Genomic DNA, 21,749 nt, shown 5'->3' on the forward strand with positions numbered 1-21,749 from the left:
AAGGAGAGGAACATTCTAATGAATATCGTATTAACAGATGAAGCCCTACAATGGTTCAAACAAGAGATGGAAGTAGAATCCGGAGATACTATTCGTTTTTATGCTAGATATGGCGGTTCCAGTCCTTTTCACGAAGGCTTTTCTCTTGGTATGACACGTGAAGAACCAATCGAAATTGGTGTTAAGACAGTTATTGACGATGTAACCTACTATATTGATGAAAAAGATTTATGGTTCTTCAATGATCACCATTTATATGTAGATGTGGATGCTACAAATGACGAATTAAAATATGAGTATAAAAAATAAAGCAGTGTTTCCTTTCGTTAGACGAAGGGAACACTGCTTTTTTATATGAGTTAACTTCTAATTTTGGTTTATCTTCTCTCAAAGTTGTACATTCTATATTTATGTTAAAACTTGAGGAGGAAAGAACATGTCTATTTCTAAAATTGCAGATACCTCCCAAAACAATGACCAACTATATAGTTCTCTTTCTCAAAATTTAAAGATGATTAAAAACACACTCGGGAATAGTAATGACCTTGTCATACGAGAAATTACCATTGGAAAAGCTGAAAAATATACGTTAGCGATTATCTACGTAGATGGCTTATCCGATAAAATAAGCATCTCTAATGCTGTAATTGATAAATTAATGCTTGATATTGAAGATAATCAAGATACAGAAATAGAAAAGATTATTCGATATTTGAGAGATTCTTGTTTAACAGCCGGCGATGTGAATGATATTTTCCATTTTTCAGCACTGTACAATTCTATTTTAAATGGTGATACGGTCATCTTATTAGATGAATCTTCAACTGGTATCGTGACAAGTACAAAAGGTCCAAAAGATAGAGCCGTTATGGAACCATCCACAGAGTCGGTAATTAGAGGTCCAAGGGAATCATTTACGGAAACATTACGTACGAACACGGCTCTGGTCCGTCGAAAAATTAAAAGTCCGAATCTTTGGATCAAGACTCGAATTGTCGGTGAAGTAACAAAAACGGATGTTGCAGTTATGTATATAAATGGCATTGCTAATGACAAAATAGTAGCAGAGGTTCTTGCCCGATTAGATCGTATTAATATTGATGGTATTTTAGAAAGTGGCTACATCGAAGATTTTATTCAAGATAACAAATTCACTATATTCCCTACTATTTATAATTCTGAACGGCCTGATGTTATTGCTGGTGAGTTATTAGACGGTAAAATTGCTATTTTAGTGGACGGTTCACCGTTTGTCCTAATTGTGCCAGCCTTATTTACATCCTTTTTACAATCTGCCGAAGATTATTATCAGCATTGGATGATTAGTTCTCTTGTACGCTTATTGAGATTTTTCGGAATTGGCCTAGCCTTGATAGCGCCATCTCTTTACGTAGCGATCACCACCTTCCATCAAGAAATGCTACCAACTCCTATGCTGATAAGTATTGCATCTCAACGAGAAGGAGTCCCCTTCCCTGCCGTTGTAGAGGCACTCATTATGGAGATTGCCTTTGAGGTGTTAAGAGAAGCAGGTCTTCGAATGCCAAGAACTATTGGACCAGCCGTATCCATTGTTGGAACATTAGTGATCGGTCAAGCTGCTGTAGAAGCAGGAGTTGTATCTGCCGTAATGGTCATTATTGTAGCGTTAACAGCCATTTGTAGCTTCTTGTTCCCTGCTTATGGCTTATCCAATACAGTTCGTGCGCTTCGTTTCCCATTAATGATTGTAGCAGCAATAGTTGGGTTATATGGTGTGATGTTTGGCCTTATGATCATCCTTCTACACTTATGCAGCATACGAACTTTCGGTGTTCCATATTTAAGTCCATTCGGTCCATTAATTTTAAAGGATCAAAAAGATGCACTAGTATTGTTCCCGCGTAGAGCTTTATTGACTCGACCACGCTTAATTAGTCAAAAAAATACTGTCAGAGGTCATAAATATTTTAATACGAAAAAAAGGAACCAAAAGAATGTGTAAACGAGGAATAAACTATGTCAAAATCTAAGGCAATATGTTTACTAATGATTCTTACTTTACTTTTAAGTGGTTGCTGGAGTAAGCGTGAACTCAATGAATTAGCAATTGTCGCAGCATTAGGAATAGATAAAGTAGATAATGAATTTGACATAACTGTTCAAGTTGTAGATCCTGGTGAAATCTCTTCCAAACGGCCTACTTCAGGACGGTCTCCCGTTATTACCTACCATTCAAAAGGTAAAACGGTCTTTGAGGCCATTCGAAAAATGACAACAGTAACAGCTAGAAAACTTTATTTTTCTCATCTTCAAATAGTTGTGCTCGGCGATGAATTAGCAAAAGAAGGAATTGGTAAGCCATTAGATTTAATTTCAAGAGATCATGAATTCAGAAATGATTTCGATGTCATCGTTGCTCATGACGCGACTGCCGACGAAGTTTTAAATGTATTAACACCTATCGAAAAAGTACCAGCTAATAAAATGCTAAATTCTCTTAAAACGGCGGAGAAAACTTGGGGTACAACCCAATCCATTAAAATTGATGAATTAATCAATACTTTAAATAACAAAGAAACAAGTATAGTCATGTCTGCCATTGAAATACATGGGGATAAAAGTGCGGGAATGAACCAATCGAATATTAAAAAATCGAAGGCTTCTGTGATGTTGAAGTATGCTGGCTTGGCTGTTTTTAAAGAAGATAAACTCATTGGGCTTTTAACGGAAGATGAGAGTAGAAGCGTGGGTTTTTTAAAGGACAAAATAGACAGTACAATTGAAATTCTTGCTTGCCCAAAGGGAGGTACGATATCAACTGAAATTACACACTCAAAGACAAAAATAAAAGGTAAATTTGAAAATGGAACCCCCAAAATCAATGTTTCTATAGATGTTAACCAAAATGTCGGAGAAGTTGAATGTAATATAGACCTTACAAAGGAAAAATCGATTCACTACGTCAATAAAAAAACGGCAGAACTTATAAAAAAGCGAATCGAAGAAACAGTCAAAACAGTTCAGCAAAGTTACCGGGTCGATATTTTTGGATTTGGTGAAGCACTTCATCGCAAAAACCCTAAAGAGTGGAAAAAAATCAAAAAAGACTGGCTAACTATATTTCAAGAACTACCAGTTAAAGTTGACGTACATGTGAACACACAAGGATTAGGGACGATGGAAAACTCATTAGTGAATAAGCCGAAGGGAGAATAAGCTATGGTTATGACGATATTCATACTAATCATTTCTGCTAGTATTGCCTTTGCCTTTATTCCAACATTAAAAAGAAAAAAAGAAACGAAAACGATCGTTGTTTTTTCGATTTTTTTATTGCTAGGTACTGCATTAAATATTGCGATCTTATTAAAGCTCAAAATACCGAGCCCACTAGATTTGATTTCCTTTATTTTTTCACCAATTAAAGATTTAATCGTCTCTCTGACAAAATAATAAGGCAACTTTATGTTAAGAAAAGGGGTATCGTTCATGATGGAAAAAGAAATAATTAGTTCAAGACAATTTATGATCATTACCCTTCTCTTTTCAATTGGTACAGCCATTTTAATTATCCCTGCAAGTGTAACAAGCGAAGCAAAGCAAGATGCCTGGATTGCAGCGATCATTGGTGTCGTAATAAGTTTGCCCATACTAAAGCTTTTCGTTGCTTTAGGAAATAGAACTCCTACCCTTACATTTGTAGAGGCGAATGAAAAGATATTAGGTCGTTTTTTCGGAAAATTTACTGCGATTGGCTTTATTCTTATATGCTTACTTTCTGCCGGTGAATTATTATATTTCATTGGAATTTTCATGAAAACGGAAATAATGCCAGAAACACCTACGATGGCCTTTGCATTTATGTTCAGTATTATCATTATTTATGCTGCATTTTTAGGAATTGAAGTATTTGCCCGTTCTGCAGAAGTACTATGTCCAATTTTTATTTTAATTTTTATTTTCTTTGTCATTTTTATTTCACCATCCATCCAAATTGAAAATATACAGCCAATAATGGAAACACCAAAAAAATCAATATTCTTTAGTATAATTCGATTTATAAGTCTTTTTTCATTCCCGCTTGCTGTATTATTAATGATTTTCCCTTACACAGTTAACGTCCAAAAATCTGCACAAAAAGGGTTTTACATTGGCGCAATTATTGGAGGGATTGTCTTAATTACGACCATCGCACTGTCTATCCTTGTCCTAGGTCCGGCAAATACAGCTTCTAGGACATTTCCTAGCTATTCATTAGCTCAAAGAATTTCAATCGGGAACTTTTTACAACGCATTGAAGTGATTATGGCAGCCATGTGGATTATATCAATTTATATTAGAACTTTTATGTATTTTTATGCTTCGGTGATCGGTATTGCACAAATATTTAAAATTAAAAATCATCGACCGCTCATTTTTCCACTCGGTATGATTATCCTTGGACTTTCACAAATTGTTCATCCTAATATCATTCATTCAGATATTTACAATAGAGAAACATGGCCTATGTTTTCCTTCGTTTTCATGATCTTATTACCAATAGTTTTATTACTTGTCGCGATGATTCGTAAAATTAATGGTAATCAAGGAAATACAACGCAATGCGATAGTAATACACAAAATGAAAATGGTAGTACTGGCGGGAATACTACACAAAATGACAGTAGTAATAATAACGATAATTCTGCTCAGAATGCTAGTAGTAGCAATGGTGGAGATTCTTCTCAAAGTACAAGTAACAACAATGGAGAAAGTTCTGCTCAAAGTACATGTAATAGCAATAACGATGATTCTGTTCAAAGTGCAAATAATAGCAATAACGATAATTCTACCCAAAGTGATTGTAACAGTAATGGCGGTAATGCTTCTCAAAGTACAAGTAGTAGCAATAACGAAAACGCTTCTCAAAGTTCAAGTAACAGCAATGGCGGTAATTCTTCTCAAAGTACAAGTAATAGCAATAACGAAAATTCTGCTCAAAGTTCAAGTAACAGCAATGACGGTAATACTTCTAAAAGTGCGAGTAGTAGCAATAACGAAAATTCTGCTCAATGTGAAAGTAACAACAATGGCGGTAATTCTTCTCAAAGTTCAAGTAGTAGCAATAACGAAAACGCTTCTCAAAGTTCAAGTAACAACAATGCCGGTAATGCTTCTCAAAATACAAGTAGTAGCAATAACGAAAACGCTTCTGAAAGTACAAATAGTAGTAATGGCGAAAATACTACTCAAAGTAAAAGTGAAAACGATGCCGGCAATACTACACAGAATGATAGCGATACCGGAAATACGCCAAACAGTGATAAAAATAAAGATTCATCAGAAAATTAACAGCATAATGGCAAAAAAAATGATGACCTGAAATGATCAAGGTCACCATTTATAGCATTAAATATGATATTCAATCTGATCAACAAAATCCCATTCATATGGTGTTTCTTGGTAAACATAGTAGTTCAGCCAATTCGAGAATAATAAATGTGTATGGGCACGCCACGTATTAATCGGTTCATTTCCTGGATCATCATTTGGGAAGTAATTCACGGGTACCTCAATATCTATTCCTTTCGCAACATCACGACTATATTCATCCGCTAAAGTTGTCGCATCATATTCAAGGTGACCGGTAATCATAATATTTTTGTTGTCCTTAGATTGCACAATGAAAACACCAGCATCTTCTGAATAAGATAGTAATCGTAAATCAGGATGGTTGCGTACTTCGTCAATAGATACAGATGTATAACGTGAATGTGGTGCCGTAAACAAATCACTAAAGCCCCTTACTAAATCCACTGTTAAATCCGTAATGACATGAGAATATACACCTGAGCATTTAGCAGAAAGCCCAATTTTACCAATACCGTAATGATGGTATAATGCTGCCTGTGCTCCCCAACATATATGAAGGACCGATGTTACGTTTGTTTTGGACCAATCCATAATTTCTGAAATTTCCTGCCAGTAGTTCACTTCTTCAAACGCCATTTTTTCTACTGGTGCACCCGTAATAATCATGCCATCATAGCGACGATGGCGAATTTGATTGAAAGTCGTATAAAATAATTGTAAATGTGATTTACTAACATTTTTCGATTCATGAGTAGCAGTATTTAAAAATGTAATATTCACTTGTAACGGGGTATTACCTAATAAACGTAGTAATTGCAGCTCTGTTTTTTCTTTTTCCGGCATTAAGTTGAAAATTAATATATTTAATGGACGAATTTGTTGCGTTTTCGCTCTGTCCTCTTCCATAACGAAGATTTTTTCCTCACGTAAATGTTCTCCAGCTGGTAAGTTTTTTGGAATATTAATTGGCATCTTGCTTTCCCCTCTCTAGTTAAAATCAATTTGGCCTTAGTCTCCATTCACAGGCCCTGCGCAAAGCTCATTAAGTCTTCTTTTTCGATAAAATTAAAAAATCCCCCTCATTCCATTTGAGATAGAATGAGAAGGATTTACCACGTTCACTCTTATCTCTCAAAGGACATTATCCTTTGCTGGAATTAGCACCTTTCTAACTTTTGTTAGAGGTTGCTGAAGCGTCATCGGGCCAAATCCCTCTACTTCTCTTGATAAGATTATTTAATTAAAAAGAATTGTAACATGAACAATTAAGAATATCAATAATACATAGAATATTTTGTTATTAACCATGCATGTCATGATGTAATTTGTTTAACACTAATATTGAAGCAAACTAAGTTTACATCAATCAAATCAATTATGCCTCGGCATAATTGCGTCCGGAATCGGCTTTGTGCTTAGGCCTGCACGAGGGCCGACACGATGTCGGTCATTTCGGTAATGCCACAGGACGTGGCGTTTTTACCGATGCAGGTCAGTTAGCCGTTATCGCATGGATGCGATGATTTTAGGCTAACATCCTAAGAACTCCTTTCCGATTCCGTGACATCCGCCGGAGGCTTTGGGCCAACGTGATGTTGGTCACTCAGTCGTTGCCACAGGACGTGGCGTTCTTAGACTGAGTTCCTCTATTTCAGCTGATGTTTGGACACCCGCTGGAAAGTGACTTAAAACCGCATTCATCTCATCATCTATAGAGGTGAGAGACTACTGCTGAAAAAAGTTAAATTTGATGGTAAACATGCTGTACTTATGTTAACATATACCTTTAGTAACAGAGAGGAACGTGAATAGTTTGATTAAAATTGATTTTCCAAAACCAGATTTAGTAATTCGCCAACGCGAACAAGATTTAAAGCCAGGTGATGTACCAATCACGCCGTACCATGGTTTTATTGATTTCCATAAAATCACACGTGAAAATGGCGGCATTTTCTTATTCTACAATGAAGAGAACGAGCTATTATTTGTCGGTAAAGCACGTAAAATTCGTCAACGTATTAAAAAGCATTTTGAGGACAATGTTTCACCGATGAAAAATCATCGTGATGAAATTTTCAAAATTGAAGTGTATGAAGTGGAAGATCCTATGGAACGTGAAATTTACGAAACATACGCAATCAATTCATTCCGCGCTAAATACAATGTTGATAAAGTATTTTATTAAGATAAAAATTACTATTTAACAAAAAATAAGAATCTGCTCGCCATCTGTAATGTACATGATGGCTTGTAGATTCTTTTTTATGTTTTCACTCTACAAAAAAGGCTTTACGTTCTTTAGTAATCCATTCCCCAAGATCCGAATTATCGCGCTTTAACAGTCGATTGACAAGCACGTCATGCCATATATAATCCTCTAATAAATAGATGTGCACAGGGTCATTTGTAATAAAAGCCGTTTCTTGATTGGACGGTGAGTGACCATAAATCATCTCTTGACCATCTACAGATAGAATAAACCAATGGGGCGTAGAAGCTTTCCTCGTATATTGAGTAATGCGATGCTGGTCAACGGATGCAATATTTTCATCCACATACAATGTAATGCCATGAACCGGAATGCGCTGAGCGACCTCATGTAAATCTTCTCGCAATTCTTCATACATATCTTCCCACATTGATAAAAGAACTTTTTTCTCCGCTTTTTTTAATAACGACTGACAATAATTGATGATTGCCTCTTTTCCTTTTAACGTGACAACCTTATGCTCCGTTTCCTGCTCTTTTACCTCTAATTTTTCTAATTGATCACTAATCGACGTGAAATTCGATTGCCAGCGTTGCTGAATTTGTTGTAAAAACACAGCGACAGGAATGGAAGAGTATGTCGTTTGATCTGCGGTTTCTTCTTTCAGTACTAACCCTTTTTCAACAAGTACATTTAGTATGTCATATATTCTTGCACGTGGGATACCGGAGTTTTTACTTACTTGATAGGCACTAACATAACTATTTTGTACGAGTGCCGTATAGGCCTTTGCCTCATATTCTGTGAATCCCAGTTCTTTTAATTGGGCGATTAATAATTCCATCGAATCCCTCCATTTCCTCTATTATAGTTGAAGGCTATGAGGATTAGCCAACGAAAAAAATTTGTCTTTACAGCTACGTAAAATTTAGTTACTATTTCAGTAGTAACTATCTAAAGAGGTGTAAGCATGCTATTTGATGTAGATTTAAATGTAGTCATATTATTAATATCTTTTGGATTTTTAGCCGCCTTTGTGGATGCGGTCGTTGGTGGTGGTGGCTTAATTGCATTACCTGCCCTCATGTTTGCTGGGTTAAATCCTGCAGCTGCTGTAGCAACCAATAAGCTTGCTGGTACAATGGGATCGTTGACATCAACTATTGCCTTTTATCGTTCCGGTCAGCTAGAAATACGTTCGGTTATCAAATACTTTCCCCTAGCCTTCATAGGATCACTTTGTGGTGCATGGACAGTACATTTAATAAACCCTGAATTATTAAAACCAATTATGCTAATAATGCTTGCTAGTGTTGCAGTCTATACAATCTTTAAAAAAGACTGGGGTTCAGTAGCTGCGGTCAAAAATTTAAAGTTTACGCACTTAGTTTTATTCATGCTGTTGTTATTTAGCATTGGTTTTTATGATGGATTTCTTGGTCCAGGAACTGGCTCATTTTTAATTTTTAGCTTTTTATTAGTTGGCTTCGATTTCTTAAAGGCAGCAGGAAATGCCAAATTTTTAAATTTAGCAAGTAATTTTGCAGGTCTTTTAATGTTCGCCTACTTAGGTCAAATTTATTATGTCTATGGTTTACTAATGGGTATAGCTCAGATTGCCGGTGCACTTGTAGGTTCACGGTTAGCAATTAAAAAAGGTAGCGGCTTTGTTCGCGTATTGTTTATTATCGTAACGATTACATTGCTCACTAAAAATGCTTATGATTACATAATAGTTCAGTGAAAAAACGCCGTAGATATGCTACTTTTTTTAAAGTCAAGTTATAAGCTGAAACTATTTTAAATAGTGAATTCTTATTTAATGGCACACATTATTTGTATAGAAATTAAAAGGATAGAAGAGCTTAAATAAATTCGCTCTATCTATCCTCTTTTTTACTACCGATGACCCTATTTACTACAACAATTAAATCAATCTTATGTTGCAGTAATTTAAAAGGAGCAAAAGCCTATTTCTTAAACTTCTAAGTAATAAAAGTTATACGTTTTTCAATTTAACGGCAAAAAAGATGTTCGGGCATGGCTTTTCAAAATATGGCAAAAAAATCAGAAAGAATATGTCACAGTTAGTTTAGCAGGAGATAATCTTTTTAAAGGGATTGCTTTATATTAAATACCAAAAAGAGAAATTGCGCTGTGCAATTTCTCTTTTTGCTTGAACTGAAATTAATTATAACTCATCCTCGGTAACTTCATTATTATTTTTATTACCATTACCATTTCCATTGCCGTTGCCATTTCCATTGCCATTTCCATTACCGTTGCCGTTGCCGTTGCCGTTTCCATTACCGTTTCCATTACCGTTGCCGTTGCCGTTGCCGTTTCCATTACCGTTTCCATTACCGTTGCCGTTGCCGTTGCCGTTGCCGTTTCCATTATCATTTCCTGGCTTTACAACCAACACATCAAATGTTAGTGTGTGGTCACCATACGTTACCGTAATCGTCGTATTACCTTGACCTTTTCCTTTTACAGCCCCTGCTTTTACAGTAGCTATTTTATCATTCGCTACTTCGTAGGTTGCAAGCTTTGTAACATCTTTTTCTGTTGTTTTACCATCAAACGTAGTTACTTCAGTAATCTTAACTGGAACTTCTTTACCTATTCTCGTTTCAACCTGAGCTTGGTCAATTTCTAGTGTTACTATTGGTACTTCAACACCAGGTGCTTTAACTGTAACATCTACAGTAACTTCATTACCACCGTATGAAATAGTAATTGTAGTCGTGCCCTCACTCACTGCAGTTACTAATCCATTTACTACTGTTGCAACATTTTCATCTCCAACAAGATAAGTAGCTTTTGAAGTTACGTCTTTCTTTGTTGCATCACCTTCTGCAGGTGTTGATGTTTCTGTTACCGTAAGTTGTGCAGTTTCTCCAGCTGTTAGGTCTAGTTCAGTTGGATTTACAGAAAGTGCTACTACTGGTTCTACTACTTCTTTTTCAAATATCTTCGCTTCACCAACATTCCCGGCAGCGTCTTTAATTATTACTGATACTGCATTAGTTTCTGCTGTTACTGGGAATGTAAAGCTACCGTCTTGACTTAATTCAAAAGCAACTGGCGCTTGTACCTGGCCACTTACCGTCGAAACATAGGAAGCTTTTAATTTATCATTTAAATTGTAATTTAAACCGTATAAAGATAACTCTTCATTGTAGTCGATATACTTATCTGTTACCTGTCCTGTAACGACACCTTCAGCTACTGAACCAGCAATTTCTGGTTTAGTCTTTTTCACGACAATTGGTCCAACATAATCGGAAACTACTCCTGATGCTGCAAGACCTGTGAAGTCAATTGTATACAAACCATCTGGAATCGTTGTGGCAGGTTTTGTTCCCCATGGTTTGTACTGCCCTCCAACATTCAGCGTATAAGAGCCTTTCCCTAGCGCAGTACCTGCATGAAGATAACCAATGTAACCGTCTCCGTATTCTCCACCTTCAGGATTCATAATATCCCAAAGCTCGATATAGTTAGTTGTTACATCTCCAGTTAATGTGAATGAGAGTACAGCTGAGTCTTTCACTCCATCTCCGTTAAAAGATAGGTCTGTTTCTGTCATCTTAAAATCTTTGATTTGAGTTGCTGCCGCGCCGCCAAAGTCAGCTGCGAATGGCAATGAAATTTCTGTATCTCCGCCGCTGATGTTAATATACCCTAGTATTTCAGAGCCGTTTGGTGCCGTAGCTTGTGAAGCAGTTAATGTAATATTTAAAACTTGCTCACCATCTAGATTAAATGTCGGCTGATCTACTGTAACAGTTGCATCACCAAATGTTTTTGTTACATCAATTGATACGTTATAATTGCCGCCGTTCCCTTTAATATCTTTTACTAAAACTTGTTTCGTTACAGAAATATCTCGGTCTTTAAGTGATTGTGGACCGAAAGTAACCGTACCTTTCAAGTTTTCTGTAACTACACCAGTTCCATCTAAAATTGCGCTATCAAGTGCATAGGCAAGAATTTCCGGATGAGCTGCTGCATAAGCATCTACACGCCCTGCACCCTGAGAAAACACATCGTATTTTGTTGTATCTATAACCTTTGCTGTATTAGAAAGCGCCACTTTTACATCGAACGCGTTCCAATCAGGATTTGCTTGTTTAACTAATGCAGCAATACCTGCAATATGCGGTGTTGCCATAGAAGTTCCTGTTTTACGACCATATGCTTCCCCGTAATCTGCATCAGGGAAATCTTTTTTATACATTGGAATCGTTGACATAATGTTTGTTCCAGGTGCACTTACATCTGGTTTAATATCAAAGTTTGGTGTAGATGGTCCACGTGAACTTGAATCGTTTACATCATCTCCCAGTGTCTTTGTGGAAGCAAATTTACTAAAGCTTACTTTTCCGGTTCCACCTGCTAATGCTGCGCGAATTGCAGCGCCATCCGTTTGTGACATATCAAATGTTGGCAGAAACTCAAATGAATCACCAAGGAATGTGCCTGAAATGTTCGGTGCATTCGTTCCACCAGCAAAGTTATGAATAATTGTTGCGACTGCTCCTTTTGCCTTTGCATTCGCAATTTTATCAACGAATGCGATACTGCCACGAGAAATCAATGCCACTTTACCTTTTACATCAATTCCTGCAAAGTCTTTTACTTCCCCGTTTCCAGGAACAGCAACTAGGTCAAATTCTCCTTGAAGCTGTGTTGCTAAATCTTTCCCAAAAGTCGTTCCCATTAACGGAAGCTGTTTTGTTAAGTTGTAGTTGCCAACTGTAACATTCACTTCCCCGTTATACATTGTTTCAGGATTTGTTGTGTTACCAACAGCAATTCCTAAACGAGCGGTTGCAGGCGTGCCCATTGTTCCGCGATTTGGACCTTCGTTCCCTGTTGCAATAACCCCGATTGTTCCAGCCATCATTGCATTATTAATAGCAAATGAACCAGCATCCGTTTCAGAGTTAGCTCCCCCACCAAGTGAAAGGTTGATAACGTCCATTTTTTCTTTTACAGCAGTTTCAATTGCTTTAATAATACCAGATGTAGCTCCACTTCCGTACGCCCCAAGAACACGGTAAGCATAAAGGTCTACTTTTGGAGCAATTCCTTTAATACCGAATTCGTTAGCTCCGATTGCTGCAATTGTTCCAGCAACATGTGTACCGTGAGAAGTATAGAACGCGCTTCCCTTTTCATTAAATTCAGGTGTCCCGGCTGGACGCTCCGAAGGCAATGTTTCCGATGCATCGTCATCTGTCCGAGGCTTCGTGTATGTTGATGAATTTGGAATGAAGTTTTTTCCACCTTTGTAATTTCCGGCAAACTCAGGGTGATCTGCATCAATACCAGTATCTAATACCGCTACTTTTATTCCTTGTCCTTCAAGTCCTTCCTTCCAAAGCTGTTCGATGCCAAGGAAAGAATTACTTGTATTCATTTGAGCTTCTAATTGATCTTCCTTCATAAGTTCCGATGATTTCATCGTATTATCTTCTGATGCGTAAACAATTGCATCAGGTTCGATTAATGTAATTCCTTCTACTGTAAGCAGTTTTGGGAGATCATTTGCTTTCACAGTTGCCGCAAAACCGTTTAAAACAGTATCAAATGTGTATCCTTGAGTCATCTGAACTTTTTTAGCAGCTAACTCTTTTTTAACTTCTGCTTGTTGTGCTTTTACATTTGAACGAACTTCATTTGCTCGGGCATTTGAGAATTTTTTGCCTTTGACTTCGCTCATTCCTTGCTCTAGTGCTACAGGCTTTTCAGATAAATGAACGATGACTGCAACATCTTGATTGCCTGATACATTTTGTAAGCTTTCGTGAAGAGTTGGACCATCTTTAGACAAGCTTAGCTGTTCGGCGATAGCCGCCTTTTGTTGAATTATACTTTCACTTTGACTATCCTGCTTGAATGGTTTCGATTCCTCAGCATTAGCAACCGACAATGGAACCAATAGAGAAAGCACCATAACGAAAGCTAGAATACTACTAAAGAACTTCGTAAACTTAAACTTTTTCAAATCTCATTTCCCCCTCCACCTTTAATTGTCACACTTTTCAGTTTAGTGTGATATTTCAAATTTATCACAAGGGAACTAATTCGAATATCGAAATATTTAAACATTCTAAAATATTGATAATTAGTATCAGTTTATCAAATATATTTTAAATCTATCTTCCTAGTAATTTAATAAAAAAAGTAGAACTTTCAAATGAGAAATGACTTACAGTAATTCATTAATTTTTTCTATTAATCCTATCAATGCGGCAGTTGAAAGAACAGTAGGTGGTGTAGTTGCTTATAGAAAATTAGGAGAGAGTAAGATGAGTGATTGGAAGAGAATCGGTTTAGTAAGTGATCTGGGAAATTAAAATAACTGGCGATTATTTTAAAAAAACCACCAGCTAATAGGTTGTGGTGAATCATCTATCACCTCAGAGGTTCTATCCACGATTTTGAACGTTCTATCCATCATTTCAAAGATTCTATCCACGATTTTGGATGTTCTATCCATCATTTCAGAGACTCTATCCACGATTTTGAATGTTCTATCCATCATTTCAGAGACTCTATCCACGATTTTGAACGTTCTATCCATCATTTCGCAGGTTCTATCCGTCTCTTATTGTCTACAATATAAAACGCCGTAGATATTCTATCTCTACGGCGTTTTATTAGCTAGATAAACAACTTTTCTTCTTTAAATTTATGACTTGTTAATAAGCTAACAATAACAAAAATGAAAAAGGATGCGACAATTGGGATTGTCACAGTATGCATGCCAAAGACGGAAGGATAAAAACGATCAATGATAATATACAAGCTCATACCAGAAATCATTGACGCGATTGCACCATATTTGTTGGCCTTTTTCCAATATAGTCCTAATACTACGGTCCAAATAAAGACTGCCTCAAGTCCGCCAAAGGCAAATAAATTAAGCCAAACTAATAAATCTGGTGGATTTAGTGCAAAAACGATAACGACTAAACCAATCACTGCAGTAACAATAAAGCTTGCACGCTTAATTTCCGTGTCATTAGCTGTTGGCTTTATATAATTTAAGTAAATATCTTTCACTACTGTTGAGCTAACAAGCATTAGTAGCGCATTAACTGTAGACATCGTTGCTGCCATTGGAGCTGCTAAGACAACGCCAGCTAAAAATGGCGGTAAAACCTTTAATGTTAGCAGTGGCATAACTTTATCACCAATCTCAATACCTGGCATCACTGGTCTTGCTAAAACACCAATTAGATGCATCCCAAACATGATTGTCCCAATGGCAATAGTGCCAATGATAATGGCTAAATGCATGCTTCTGGAATCTTTATAGCTCATCGCACGAACTGCGATTTGTGGAAGCCCGACCACTCCAACACCGATCAAAATCCAAAATGTAGAAACGTATAATGGCGTTAATTCACCTTCTGCTCCAAATGGAGACACAAGATTCGGATTCTCAGCGACAAGTGAGGCCATAATATTATCGATTCCTCCGCCAGCGATGATTGTCCCAATTAATAAAATGATTGTTCCGATAACCATAATTGAGCCTTGCACCGTATCTGTCAATGCAACAGCGCGGAAGCCCCCAATGATCACATAAACTAAAACGGAAATCGCAAAAATAAAGAGTGCCGTTGTGTAGTTTAAGCCAGTTAATGATTCAATTAATCGAGCACCACCTACCCATTGTGCCATCATGGCAGAAAATAAAAAGATAATAATACTAATGGCTGATAAGATAACTATGGCATGACTTTTATAGCGCTCTCGTAAAAAATCTATTAACGTGATGGCTTGATAACGCCTTGCTATAATAGCAAATTTCTTCCCGAGAATCATTAAAACAAAATAACCTGCAGGAAGCTGAGCCATCGCTAGTAATACCCAACCCAGCCCTTTCGTATAAGCAACACCTGGACCACCAATAAAGCTACTTGCACTACCGTACGTAGCAATCATTGTCATCGCAAGGATGAAGCCGCCCATTTCACGACCACCAAGGAAGTACTCCTGTAAAAATGAATTGGATGAGCGTATATGTTTATTTGACCAGATACCAATGCCAAAGATGATGATTAAAAATAATAGCAGCGGAACAATAACTTGCCAATGCATTATTGATCCACCTCCTCATCGTCAAATGGTACCTCTTTGAAAAAGAGTTTCATGACGAACCAGATTAAAATAATCATAAAGCCTGTCCCTGCAATACAGCTATAGAAAAACCATGCAGGGAAACCGAATACATACGTATAGCTTGTTGGATCACCAGATCCTAGTCCGTAAGCAAATCCGAACCAAATCGCAAAGTTAACGATAACAAGCCCGATACCAATTAGCGCCTCTCGATGCGCAATTTTAAAGCGTTGATCTTTCAAAATACAGTCCCCCTAACCTTCTCTATTTTACTGATATGTTCGTATTATGGGAACCTTTGTGAGAAAAATAAATGTTTGTTTAAAATAAGACTCACTTCTCGAGACATTATTTAGATTGTTTAGCATCGCCGCTACAAAAATGAAAACAAAATGAAAAGGCATGAGTCCAGAAAAATACGAGGGTACTGAAAAACTTGCGTTTTTTATAAATAAATTCGTTTTATAGAAAGATAGGGCGCTTCTTGTTCAATTTTGAACAGGAAACGCCCTAATTTTTTACCTATTTATTACCCTTTTCCATTCAGAAGCTTCAAGATTCTTTTTAGATTGACAGCGAATTTCGTCGTTGCTCCCTGAATTTGCATGCCAAATGAACCCGCAGCCGATGCTTGATTGTACCCGTGTTTATTTTTTAACTCACTATTTTTCGCTTCGATTTTATAACGTTCTCGAGCTAAGCGTTTAAATTCTTCTGTTTCTTGAAAAGCTTGTTAGTCTAAATGTTCCTCTGATTTAATGGCAACAGAATAGGTTTTAGTTTTTGCACCTTCTTTAAAACATCCTTCTCGGAGTGGACAGACCTTACATTTTTCAATATCAAAAAAATAAACCATTCTTGCACTTGCTCCTGGATGTGAATCTGGTTTTTTACTTTTTCTATTTGCTAAATGTCCTGTTGGACATACAAATAAACCTGCATCTTTATTAAAGTTAAATCCTTTTCCGTTTGCTCGCCCATTTTGAGTAATCATTGGATTTAACCTAGAAATCAGTTGAATGCTTTGTTCTTTTGTATAAAGTAAATTGTTTTTCCCTGAATAAGCCGTGTCAGCGATGACTGTTTCAACTTCCATTCCTGTTACTTTACTTTTTTCAATCAGTTCTTGTAGATAATGTCCATCTGGTTTTTCACCTGTTGTAACGACTGCTGCTGTAATAATACGTTCATCATTAATTGCTAAATGTGTTTTATAACCAAAGAAAGAACTGTCTGCTGTTTTATGTCCTACTCGTGCATCGGTGTCTGTTGAATAATTTAGATGTTCTTGCGTATCTTCTACAGCTTCTTTTAACACGTTCAATTTTTCCTTTACAGCTGGTAGATGAGCGATTTGTGGTTTATTTTCAATAATGGCAATCAATCTTTCACAGTAAGCTAATTCATCTTTTACTTCGTTAGAAGTATTCTTCTTTGGAAATTTTTCTTTCATGGATTTATCAAATTGATACACTGCTTTGCGGGTATGTTTTGATTTTTCTTGTAAAAATTCTTTCGGTGATTTTTGGTTATAACGTGCTTTGGTATGTGTTGCGTCCACAATGATCGTTACTTTTGATAATGTTCTTTTCGAGTGCGATTTCAACTGTTTTTCCAATGAGCATATCTAATAAACTTACGTCTTGAAGACGAAGTCTGCGGAATTTTGTGAGTGAGCTTGAATCAATCACGTCATCTTCTGGCGCCATACCTAAAAAACACTTGAAAGACATGTCATATTTTGAACGTTCGACAAGGTCTACATCAGATACATTAAAAATGGCTTTTAACAATAAGTACTTAAACATTCGAATCGGAGGAATCGCATTTCTTCCATTGTCTAAACAATATTTTGTTTTCAATTCTTCTAAAATGAATGAGAAATCCACTAGTTCGTTAATTTGACGAAGCATATTATCTTTTGGCACGACAATATCGTAAATGGCCATATATGGACTTAAGTTGAAAGTCTCTTGGTTTGAAATCATTGAGAACACCACCTGCATTTAGTCTCTCAATTATAAATTAAAAAGGCGAGGTATTCGACGATTGAATCGTCGAATACCTCGCTAAGTGGAACCAATTGAAGTTTTTCAGTGCCCTCGAAAAATACCGAACTCATGCCAGCCAATTAGCTGCATAATAAAAACTCTACTTTAAGGGGTCACTACAATAGGTGCACTTTTAATTTCTATAATTATTTGTGTAAAATAAAATGAAGAAAGATAATATTTACACATATTTTTAATTCTATCTCTCTATCAAGTAGTGTTTTTTTTCTAAAATCTATAAGATCTTTTTCTTCTACATAAATGATTTTAGATAATTTTTCTGTTGTTAACATGTAATCAGTTAGCAAATCATTCAATATTAATTTTACTCTTTCCTTTACATCGAAATTTTCAAATCCAAAATTCAACATTGTTAATTTATTATCAATTTCTTCAGACTTTTCATTCGTGATGATATCTGAATCATTCATTAAGTTTCCTATCTCGCTTACAGATAAATTTAATAATTTGGCTAGTTGTTTATTATTTAAATTGAATTTTTTTACTAATTCTAGAGTTTGATCTTTAAGGTAGTCATATTGTTTTGAGTGATTAGATACAGCAAATAATTCCATTTCATTCTCATAATCCTCCATTAAATCACACCTCATCGTTTATTTGTTAATCACAATATAGTATATGATTCCCTTAAAATAAATGCAAAGGGTCCTAAAATGATATTTTAAATTTTTCTTCTTTCAAAGAATACAAAAAACTAGGACAATTGATATTACAATTTTTCATAGGTAATGATCAGACTAGTAGAAGTCAAATTTGCTCGGATCGTTCAAAAAAAATATGGTTTGTATTGAAAATAAATAGAATGCTTTATACCTCTTTTCATCATGACGCATTCTTTTTTAGTAACTTCAATAATAATTTAATAATTATTTTTTATAAATCCACATTATACTAGCCCCAGCGAGATTAGAACCATAACCCGTTGTAGTAGTAACAGTACCAGTTAATGTGGAACGGAATGTATGACCATTAAGTTGAGCAATTTGAACCGATCCACTCTTTCCAGAAAGTTGTTTTCTGCCTTGTGATAAACCACTTGTTAAGTCTGTTGTAACTAATGATCCAGAAAAAGATTTAAACGTATAACCTTTATTCATAACCACTTGGTAACTTATTAAATTATTTTTATCAACACCGAAATTCACTTTAGCAACTTCTTTCGCTGCAGAAAAAGTTTCGATTGCAAAAGTTTCGTTTTTTACATCCTCAGAATTCTCTGTATCCTCTTCAAACTCTAAAACATTATTATCTTCATAAATCGGAACACTAATTGTTGTTAGAAAATCTTCCGAGTATTCCTCAGTTTCTGAATATTCTTCAGCTCGCGCACTATTTATTGGCATCAATCCAATAAATAGTAATATCGTTAAAACTAATGGAAATAAATGCTTCAATTTCTTACCCTCCCATAAAATGTGTATTAATTACATGAATTATTTAAAAATATAATATTAAGGATATTGAAGTAATGTTAAAGTGTAGCGATAATACCATTATGGATACTTGTTACAGTGTTATCGTAATCAAGTATGCAATTTAATTAGCTTTGGTCTTGCTTTTACCCGGGTATTAAATAAGCATATCATTAGCTATAAATATTTAAAAATCAATTTTTGTCATAAATTGAGCAAAAATTGATAAAAGTCTGAAAATAATATACTACTTTCGATATAATACAGAGTTGTACTGTTTAAAATAAAGCCGCACTATTAATAAACTGTACCCGATAAGATAAACACTTTGAAAAAAGTCTATCCTATATAAACTTCTTTTTTAATTACCACAGCGTTAGAAAGATGAACGAACAATTAGTTGTTGAAGTAAATAGGATTATTTATGGTAAAAAAAGGATAGATAGAGCCAATTTATTTAAGCTCTTCTATCCTTTTAATAAAATTTTATTGAGAAAAACGATTCCCATTTGTGTACTTGTTTGTACTTCAAATTGCTAGGCTCAGCGTTTTTTCACCATCTTTAATATTGGAATTTCTTTAATAAGCTTTGAAGCTCGTCTGCCTGTTGTGCCATTTCTTTTGCTGAAGAAGCCATATTATCTATGAAAGCTAATTGCTCCTCTGCTGTTATCGTAACATGTTCCGTACTTTCAGTTGCGTTGCTTGCAATGCGTGCCATTGCTTCTGTTGAGGCAGTAACTTCTTCAACACTTGCGGACATCTGCTCCGTTACAGCTGAGATGTCATGCAACTGTGTACTAACTCCCTTAATCGATTGCATAATCTTGTGGAAGGCCAGTTTTGTATCATCAACAACATCCATACCCGCTGCAGCTTCCTTCGAGTTACTAGAAATGGCCGTAATAACATTGGCCGTATCATTTTGAATAGAATGAATAAGTGAGGCTATTTGATCAGCAGATTCCTTTGATTGTTCTGCTAATTTACGAACCTCATCTGCAACGACAGCAAAGCCTTTTCCTTGCTCACCCGCACGAGCTGCTTCAATGGCTGCATTTAAGGCAAGCAAGTTCGTTTGATCGGCGATGCTTGTAATCACATCAACGATATTGCCAATTTGCTGTGACTGATCACCTAATATTCGGACCTGCGCCTCTACATGGTCAGATGATTCATTAATAATTGTCATTTGATTCAATACGCGATTTAAAGAGTCATTTCCTTGGGCAGCCTCATCACTCATTAAATCAGCAGCATCTGAAACCGTTGAAGCGGTTTCAGCAACTTGTTGGATGCCAATTGCCATTTCCTGCATGGCCGTTAAGCTATCACTTGTGCTATGTAATGTTGTTCTTGAACCATCCGCTAAATCTTGTAGTGTTGATGTTAACTGTCTCGTCATATCCGCAGTTTGCTGCGATTTAGATGTTAAGCCGTCAGACGATACATCAACTTGTTTAGAGGATTGTGCTATTTGTTGCATAACTACCTTTAAGCTTGTCAGCATTTTATTAAACGATTGCGCAAGCTCGCCTGCTTCATCTTTAGAATTAATTTGTAGCTGTTTTGTTAAATCTCCCTCTCCATCCGCAATATCTCGAAGTTGAGCATTCATTTCACGAAGTGGCTTCACAAATGCTCTTGTAAACAGGAAGCTACCTAATATAGCAACAACAGCTCCGATGAACAATACAATGAGAAGCTTACCGATAAATGCAAAAATAATAGCATTCACCCCATCGATCGTTTCACCGACAAACCACATCCCGATGATGTCTCCATTTGCATCTTTAATGGGTGCATAGAGTGTTAAATATTTCGTTCCTACTACATCTGCCTCGCCAATAAAGGTTTCCCCTTTTTTCATTACATTTTCAACGACTTTTGGATCCGCATCTTTGCCAACTAAACGTTCTCCATTTAGCTTTAGATTGGTGATAAGCCCTTTTGAGCCTTGGAAAATGGTTACACCACCATCGATGCTTTCTCCCACCTCATCTACAAAGGCTTCCTGATCAACTATTTTTGTATCCCCTTTGTAAAGTTCCCCATCTTTTATAGTCCACTCTCCCTTAAATCGTTCTTCAAGAAGCTTATAGCCGACCTTTGAAATATGGGTTACACTCTGCTCAAAATTGCTAAGCATAATTTGCTTCACTTGTATATGGGATACAAATCCAATCATCACGCTTAAAAATAAGATAACTCCCACTAAAAGTAAATTAAATTTGGTACTAATTTTAAAAGTGCGCAAATAATTCATCTCTCCTTTTTCACATTAATTAGGAATATTATGTATAAAACGTAAACCATTTTTATTAAACATGATTCTATAAATAGTTTCAATACATTATCAATAAATTAACAATTTTAATATAAATGAGTTGTTAATGAGCAGTGGCTAAGGAGAATACAATGAATTCACAACGTGTGGTTGATTTCCGTTCCGACCGGGCGCTTTCCTGGGGCGTCCGATGAGCCGCTTCGCTTTGCTGCAGGTTCTCGGGCCAACAGATGTTTTTTGTGCGAAAGCGCAGCGACAGCAACAGCACGATGTTGGTCACGAAGGCGTTATCA

Annotated in this window: 17 protein-coding genes, 1 pseudogene and 1 riboswitch; of the genes and pseudogenes, 8 read left to right on the forward strand and 10 right to left on the reverse strand. The window is 36.2% G+C overall.

The features are described from left to right. The first annotated feature begins 18 nt into the window (after positions 1–18). From ACQKMI_RS11930 to ACQKMI_RS11950, 5 genes are all read left to right on the forward strand, one after another. Positions 19–309, forward strand: a complete 291-nt coding sequence (locus tag ACQKMI_RS11930) for a HesB/YadR/YfhF family protein (RefSeq protein WP_427414110.1) — start codon at positions 19–21, stop codon at positions 307–309. Positions 310–436: 127 nt separating this feature from the next. Next, complete coding sequence (locus ACQKMI_RS11935) at positions 437–1,984, forward strand: spore germination protein (protein ID WP_427489104.1); 1,548 nt, start codon at positions 437–439, stop codon at positions 1,982–1,984. A gap of 14 nt (positions 1,985–1,998) precedes the next feature. Next, positions 1,999–3,198: a Ger(x)C family spore germination protein gene (locus tag ACQKMI_RS11940; protein WP_427489106.1), complete on the forward strand. Its 1,200-nt coding sequence runs from the start codon at positions 1,999–2,001 to the stop codon at positions 3,196–3,198. Positions 3,199–3,201: 3 nt separating this feature from the next. Further along, a complete protein-coding gene (locus ACQKMI_RS11945; protein WP_427489108.1) occupies positions 3,202–3,435 on the forward strand; it encodes a hypothetical protein in 234 nt (77 codons plus the stop codon). 36 nt (positions 3,436–3,471) lie between these two features. Then, on the forward strand, positions 3,472–5,313 hold the full coding sequence (locus tag ACQKMI_RS11950; protein ID WP_427489110.1) for an endospore germination permease: 1,842 nt from the start codon (positions 3,472–3,474) through the stop codon (positions 5,311–5,313). A 57-nt stretch (positions 5,314–5,370) separates the two neighbouring features. Here the strand turns inward: ACQKMI_RS11950 and metA are convergent, their stop codons facing one another. Further along, positions 5,371–6,306: a homoserine O-acetyltransferase MetA gene (gene metA / locus ACQKMI_RS11955; RefSeq protein ID WP_323645828.1), complete on the reverse strand. Its 936-nt coding sequence runs from the start codon at positions 6,304–6,306 to the stop codon at positions 5,371–5,373. Positions 6,307–6,455: 149 nt separating this feature from the next. Then, positions 6,456–6,567: riboswitch (SAM riboswitch) on the reverse strand. Positions 6,568–7,147: 580 nt separating this feature from the next. On the opposite strand from metA, the gene ACQKMI_RS11960 reads away from it, so the two are divergent. Beyond that, entirely contained in the window at positions 7,148–7,519 is a 372-nt protein-coding gene (locus tag ACQKMI_RS11960; protein ID WP_142510422.1) for a nucleotide excision repair endonuclease, read from the forward strand. A gap of 85 nt (positions 7,520–7,604) precedes the next feature. Here ACQKMI_RS11960 and ACQKMI_RS11965 read toward each other — a convergent pair whose 3' ends face one another. Beyond that, complete coding sequence (locus ACQKMI_RS11965; RefSeq protein WP_427489114.1) at positions 7,605–8,387, reverse strand: TrmB family transcriptional regulator; 783 nt, start codon at positions 8,385–8,387, stop codon at positions 7,605–7,607. A gap of 126 nt (positions 8,388–8,513) precedes the next feature. Here ACQKMI_RS11965 and ACQKMI_RS11970 point away from each other — a divergent pair, with 126 nt between their 5' ends. After that, a complete protein-coding gene (locus ACQKMI_RS11970) occupies positions 8,514–9,287 on the forward strand; it encodes a TSUP family transporter (RefSeq protein ID WP_427489116.1) in 774 nt (257 codons plus the stop codon). 447 nt (positions 9,288–9,734) lie between these two features. Here the strand turns inward: ACQKMI_RS11970 and ACQKMI_RS11975 are convergent, their stop codons facing one another. After that, positions 9,735–13,559, reverse strand: coding sequence for a S8 family serine peptidase (locus tag ACQKMI_RS11975; protein WP_427489118.1), 3,825 nt, complete (start codon positions 13,557–13,559; stop codon positions 9,735–9,737). A 199-nt stretch (positions 13,560–13,758) separates the two neighbouring features. Between ACQKMI_RS11975 and ACQKMI_RS11980 the strand changes: the two genes are divergently transcribed. Next, entirely contained in the window at positions 13,759–13,911 is a 153-nt protein-coding gene (locus ACQKMI_RS11980) for a hypothetical protein (protein ID WP_427489120.1), read from the forward strand. 17 nt (positions 13,912–13,928) lie between these two features. Here ACQKMI_RS11980 and ACQKMI_RS11985 read toward each other — a convergent pair whose 3' ends face one another. The 7 genes and pseudogenes from ACQKMI_RS11985 to ACQKMI_RS12015 all read right to left on the reverse strand — a co-directional run bounded on the left by ACQKMI_RS11985 (position 13,929) and on the right by ACQKMI_RS12015 (position 21,426). Then, a complete protein-coding gene (locus tag ACQKMI_RS11985; protein WP_427489122.1) occupies positions 13,929–14,138 on the reverse strand; it encodes a hypothetical protein in 210 nt (69 codons plus the stop codon). Between the two features lie 80 nt (positions 14,139–14,218). After that, entirely contained in the window at positions 14,219–15,664 is a 1,446-nt protein-coding gene (gene panF / locus ACQKMI_RS11990; protein WP_427489124.1) for a sodium/pantothenate symporter, read from the reverse strand. Then, positions 15,664–15,927 (reverse strand): YhdT family protein, encoded by a 264-nt coding sequence (locus tag ACQKMI_RS11995; RefSeq protein ID WP_427414122.1) that lies wholly within the window; start codon positions 15,925–15,927, stop codon positions 15,664–15,666. Before ACQKMI_RS11995 ends, panF begins: the two co-directional genes overlap by 1 nt. A gap of 287 nt (positions 15,928–16,214) precedes the next feature. Continuing rightward, positions 16,215–17,673 (reverse strand): annotated as a pseudogene (locus ACQKMI_RS12000) (IS1182 family transposase). 209 nt (positions 17,674–17,882) lie between these two features. Further along, a complete protein-coding gene (locus ACQKMI_RS12005) occupies positions 17,883–18,332 on the reverse strand; it encodes an HTH domain-containing protein (protein WP_427489127.1) in 450 nt (149 codons plus the stop codon). A 291-nt stretch (positions 18,333–18,623) separates the two neighbouring features. Next, positions 18,624–19,151: a hypothetical protein gene (locus ACQKMI_RS12010; RefSeq protein WP_427489129.1), complete on the reverse strand. Its 528-nt coding sequence runs from the start codon at positions 19,149–19,151 to the stop codon at positions 18,624–18,626. Between the two features lie 580 nt (positions 19,152–19,731). After that, positions 19,732–21,426, reverse strand: coding sequence for a methyl-accepting chemotaxis protein (locus ACQKMI_RS12015; protein WP_427489131.1), 1,695 nt, complete (start codon positions 21,424–21,426; stop codon positions 19,732–19,734). Positions 21,427–21,749 lie beyond the last annotated feature (323 nt).

It is taken from the genome of Lysinibacillus sp. NPDC097214, from assembly GCF_050277945.1.
In the GTDB taxonomy this organism is placed as follows: Bacteria; Bacillota; Bacilli; order Bacillales_A; family Planococcaceae; genus Lysinibacillus; species Lysinibacillus xylanilyticus_B.

Bases quoted from the DNA above. Each gene is read 5' to 3' on its own strand.
- ACQKMI_RS11980 (WP_427489120.1), top strand. From the start codon at position 13,759: ATGACTTACAGTAATTCATTAATTTTTTCTATTAATCCTATCAATGCG.
- ACQKMI_RS11950 (WP_427489110.1), top strand. From the start codon at position 3,472: ATGATGGAAAAAGAAATAATTAGTTCAAGACAATTTATGATCATTACC.
- ACQKMI_RS11945 (WP_427489108.1), top strand. From the start codon at position 3,202: ATGGTTATGACGATATTCATACTAATCATTTCTGCTAGTATTGCCTTT.
- ACQKMI_RS11930 (WP_427414110.1), top strand. From the start codon at position 19: ATGAATATCGTATTAACAGATGAAGCCCTACAATGGTTCAAACAAGAG.
- ACQKMI_RS11985 (WP_427489122.1), bottom strand. From the start codon at position 14,138: ATGGATAGAACGTTCAAAATCGTGGATAGAGTCTCTGAAATGATGGAT.
- metA (WP_323645828.1), bottom strand. From the start codon at position 6,306: ATGCCAATTAATATTCCAAAAAACTTACCAGCTGGAGAACATTTACGT.
- ACQKMI_RS12005 (WP_427489127.1), bottom strand. From the start codon at position 18,332: ATGGAGGATTATGAGAATGAAATGGAATTATTTGCTGTATCTAATCAC.
- ACQKMI_RS11935 (WP_427489104.1), top strand. From the start codon at position 437: ATGTCTATTTCTAAAATTGCAGATACCTCCCAAAACAATGACCAACTA.
- ACQKMI_RS11965 (WP_427489114.1), bottom strand. From the start codon at position 8,387: ATGGAATTATTAATCGCCCAATTAAAAGAACTGGGATTCACAGAATAT.
- ACQKMI_RS11970 (WP_427489116.1), top strand. From the start codon at position 8,514: ATGCTATTTGATGTAGATTTAAATGTAGTCATATTATTAATATCTTTT.
- panF (WP_427489124.1), bottom strand. From the start codon at position 15,664: ATGCATTGGCAAGTTATTGTTCCGCTGCTATTATTTTTAATCATCATC.
- ACQKMI_RS11940 (WP_427489106.1), top strand. From the start codon at position 1,999: ATGTCAAAATCTAAGGCAATATGTTTACTAATGATTCTTACTTTACTT.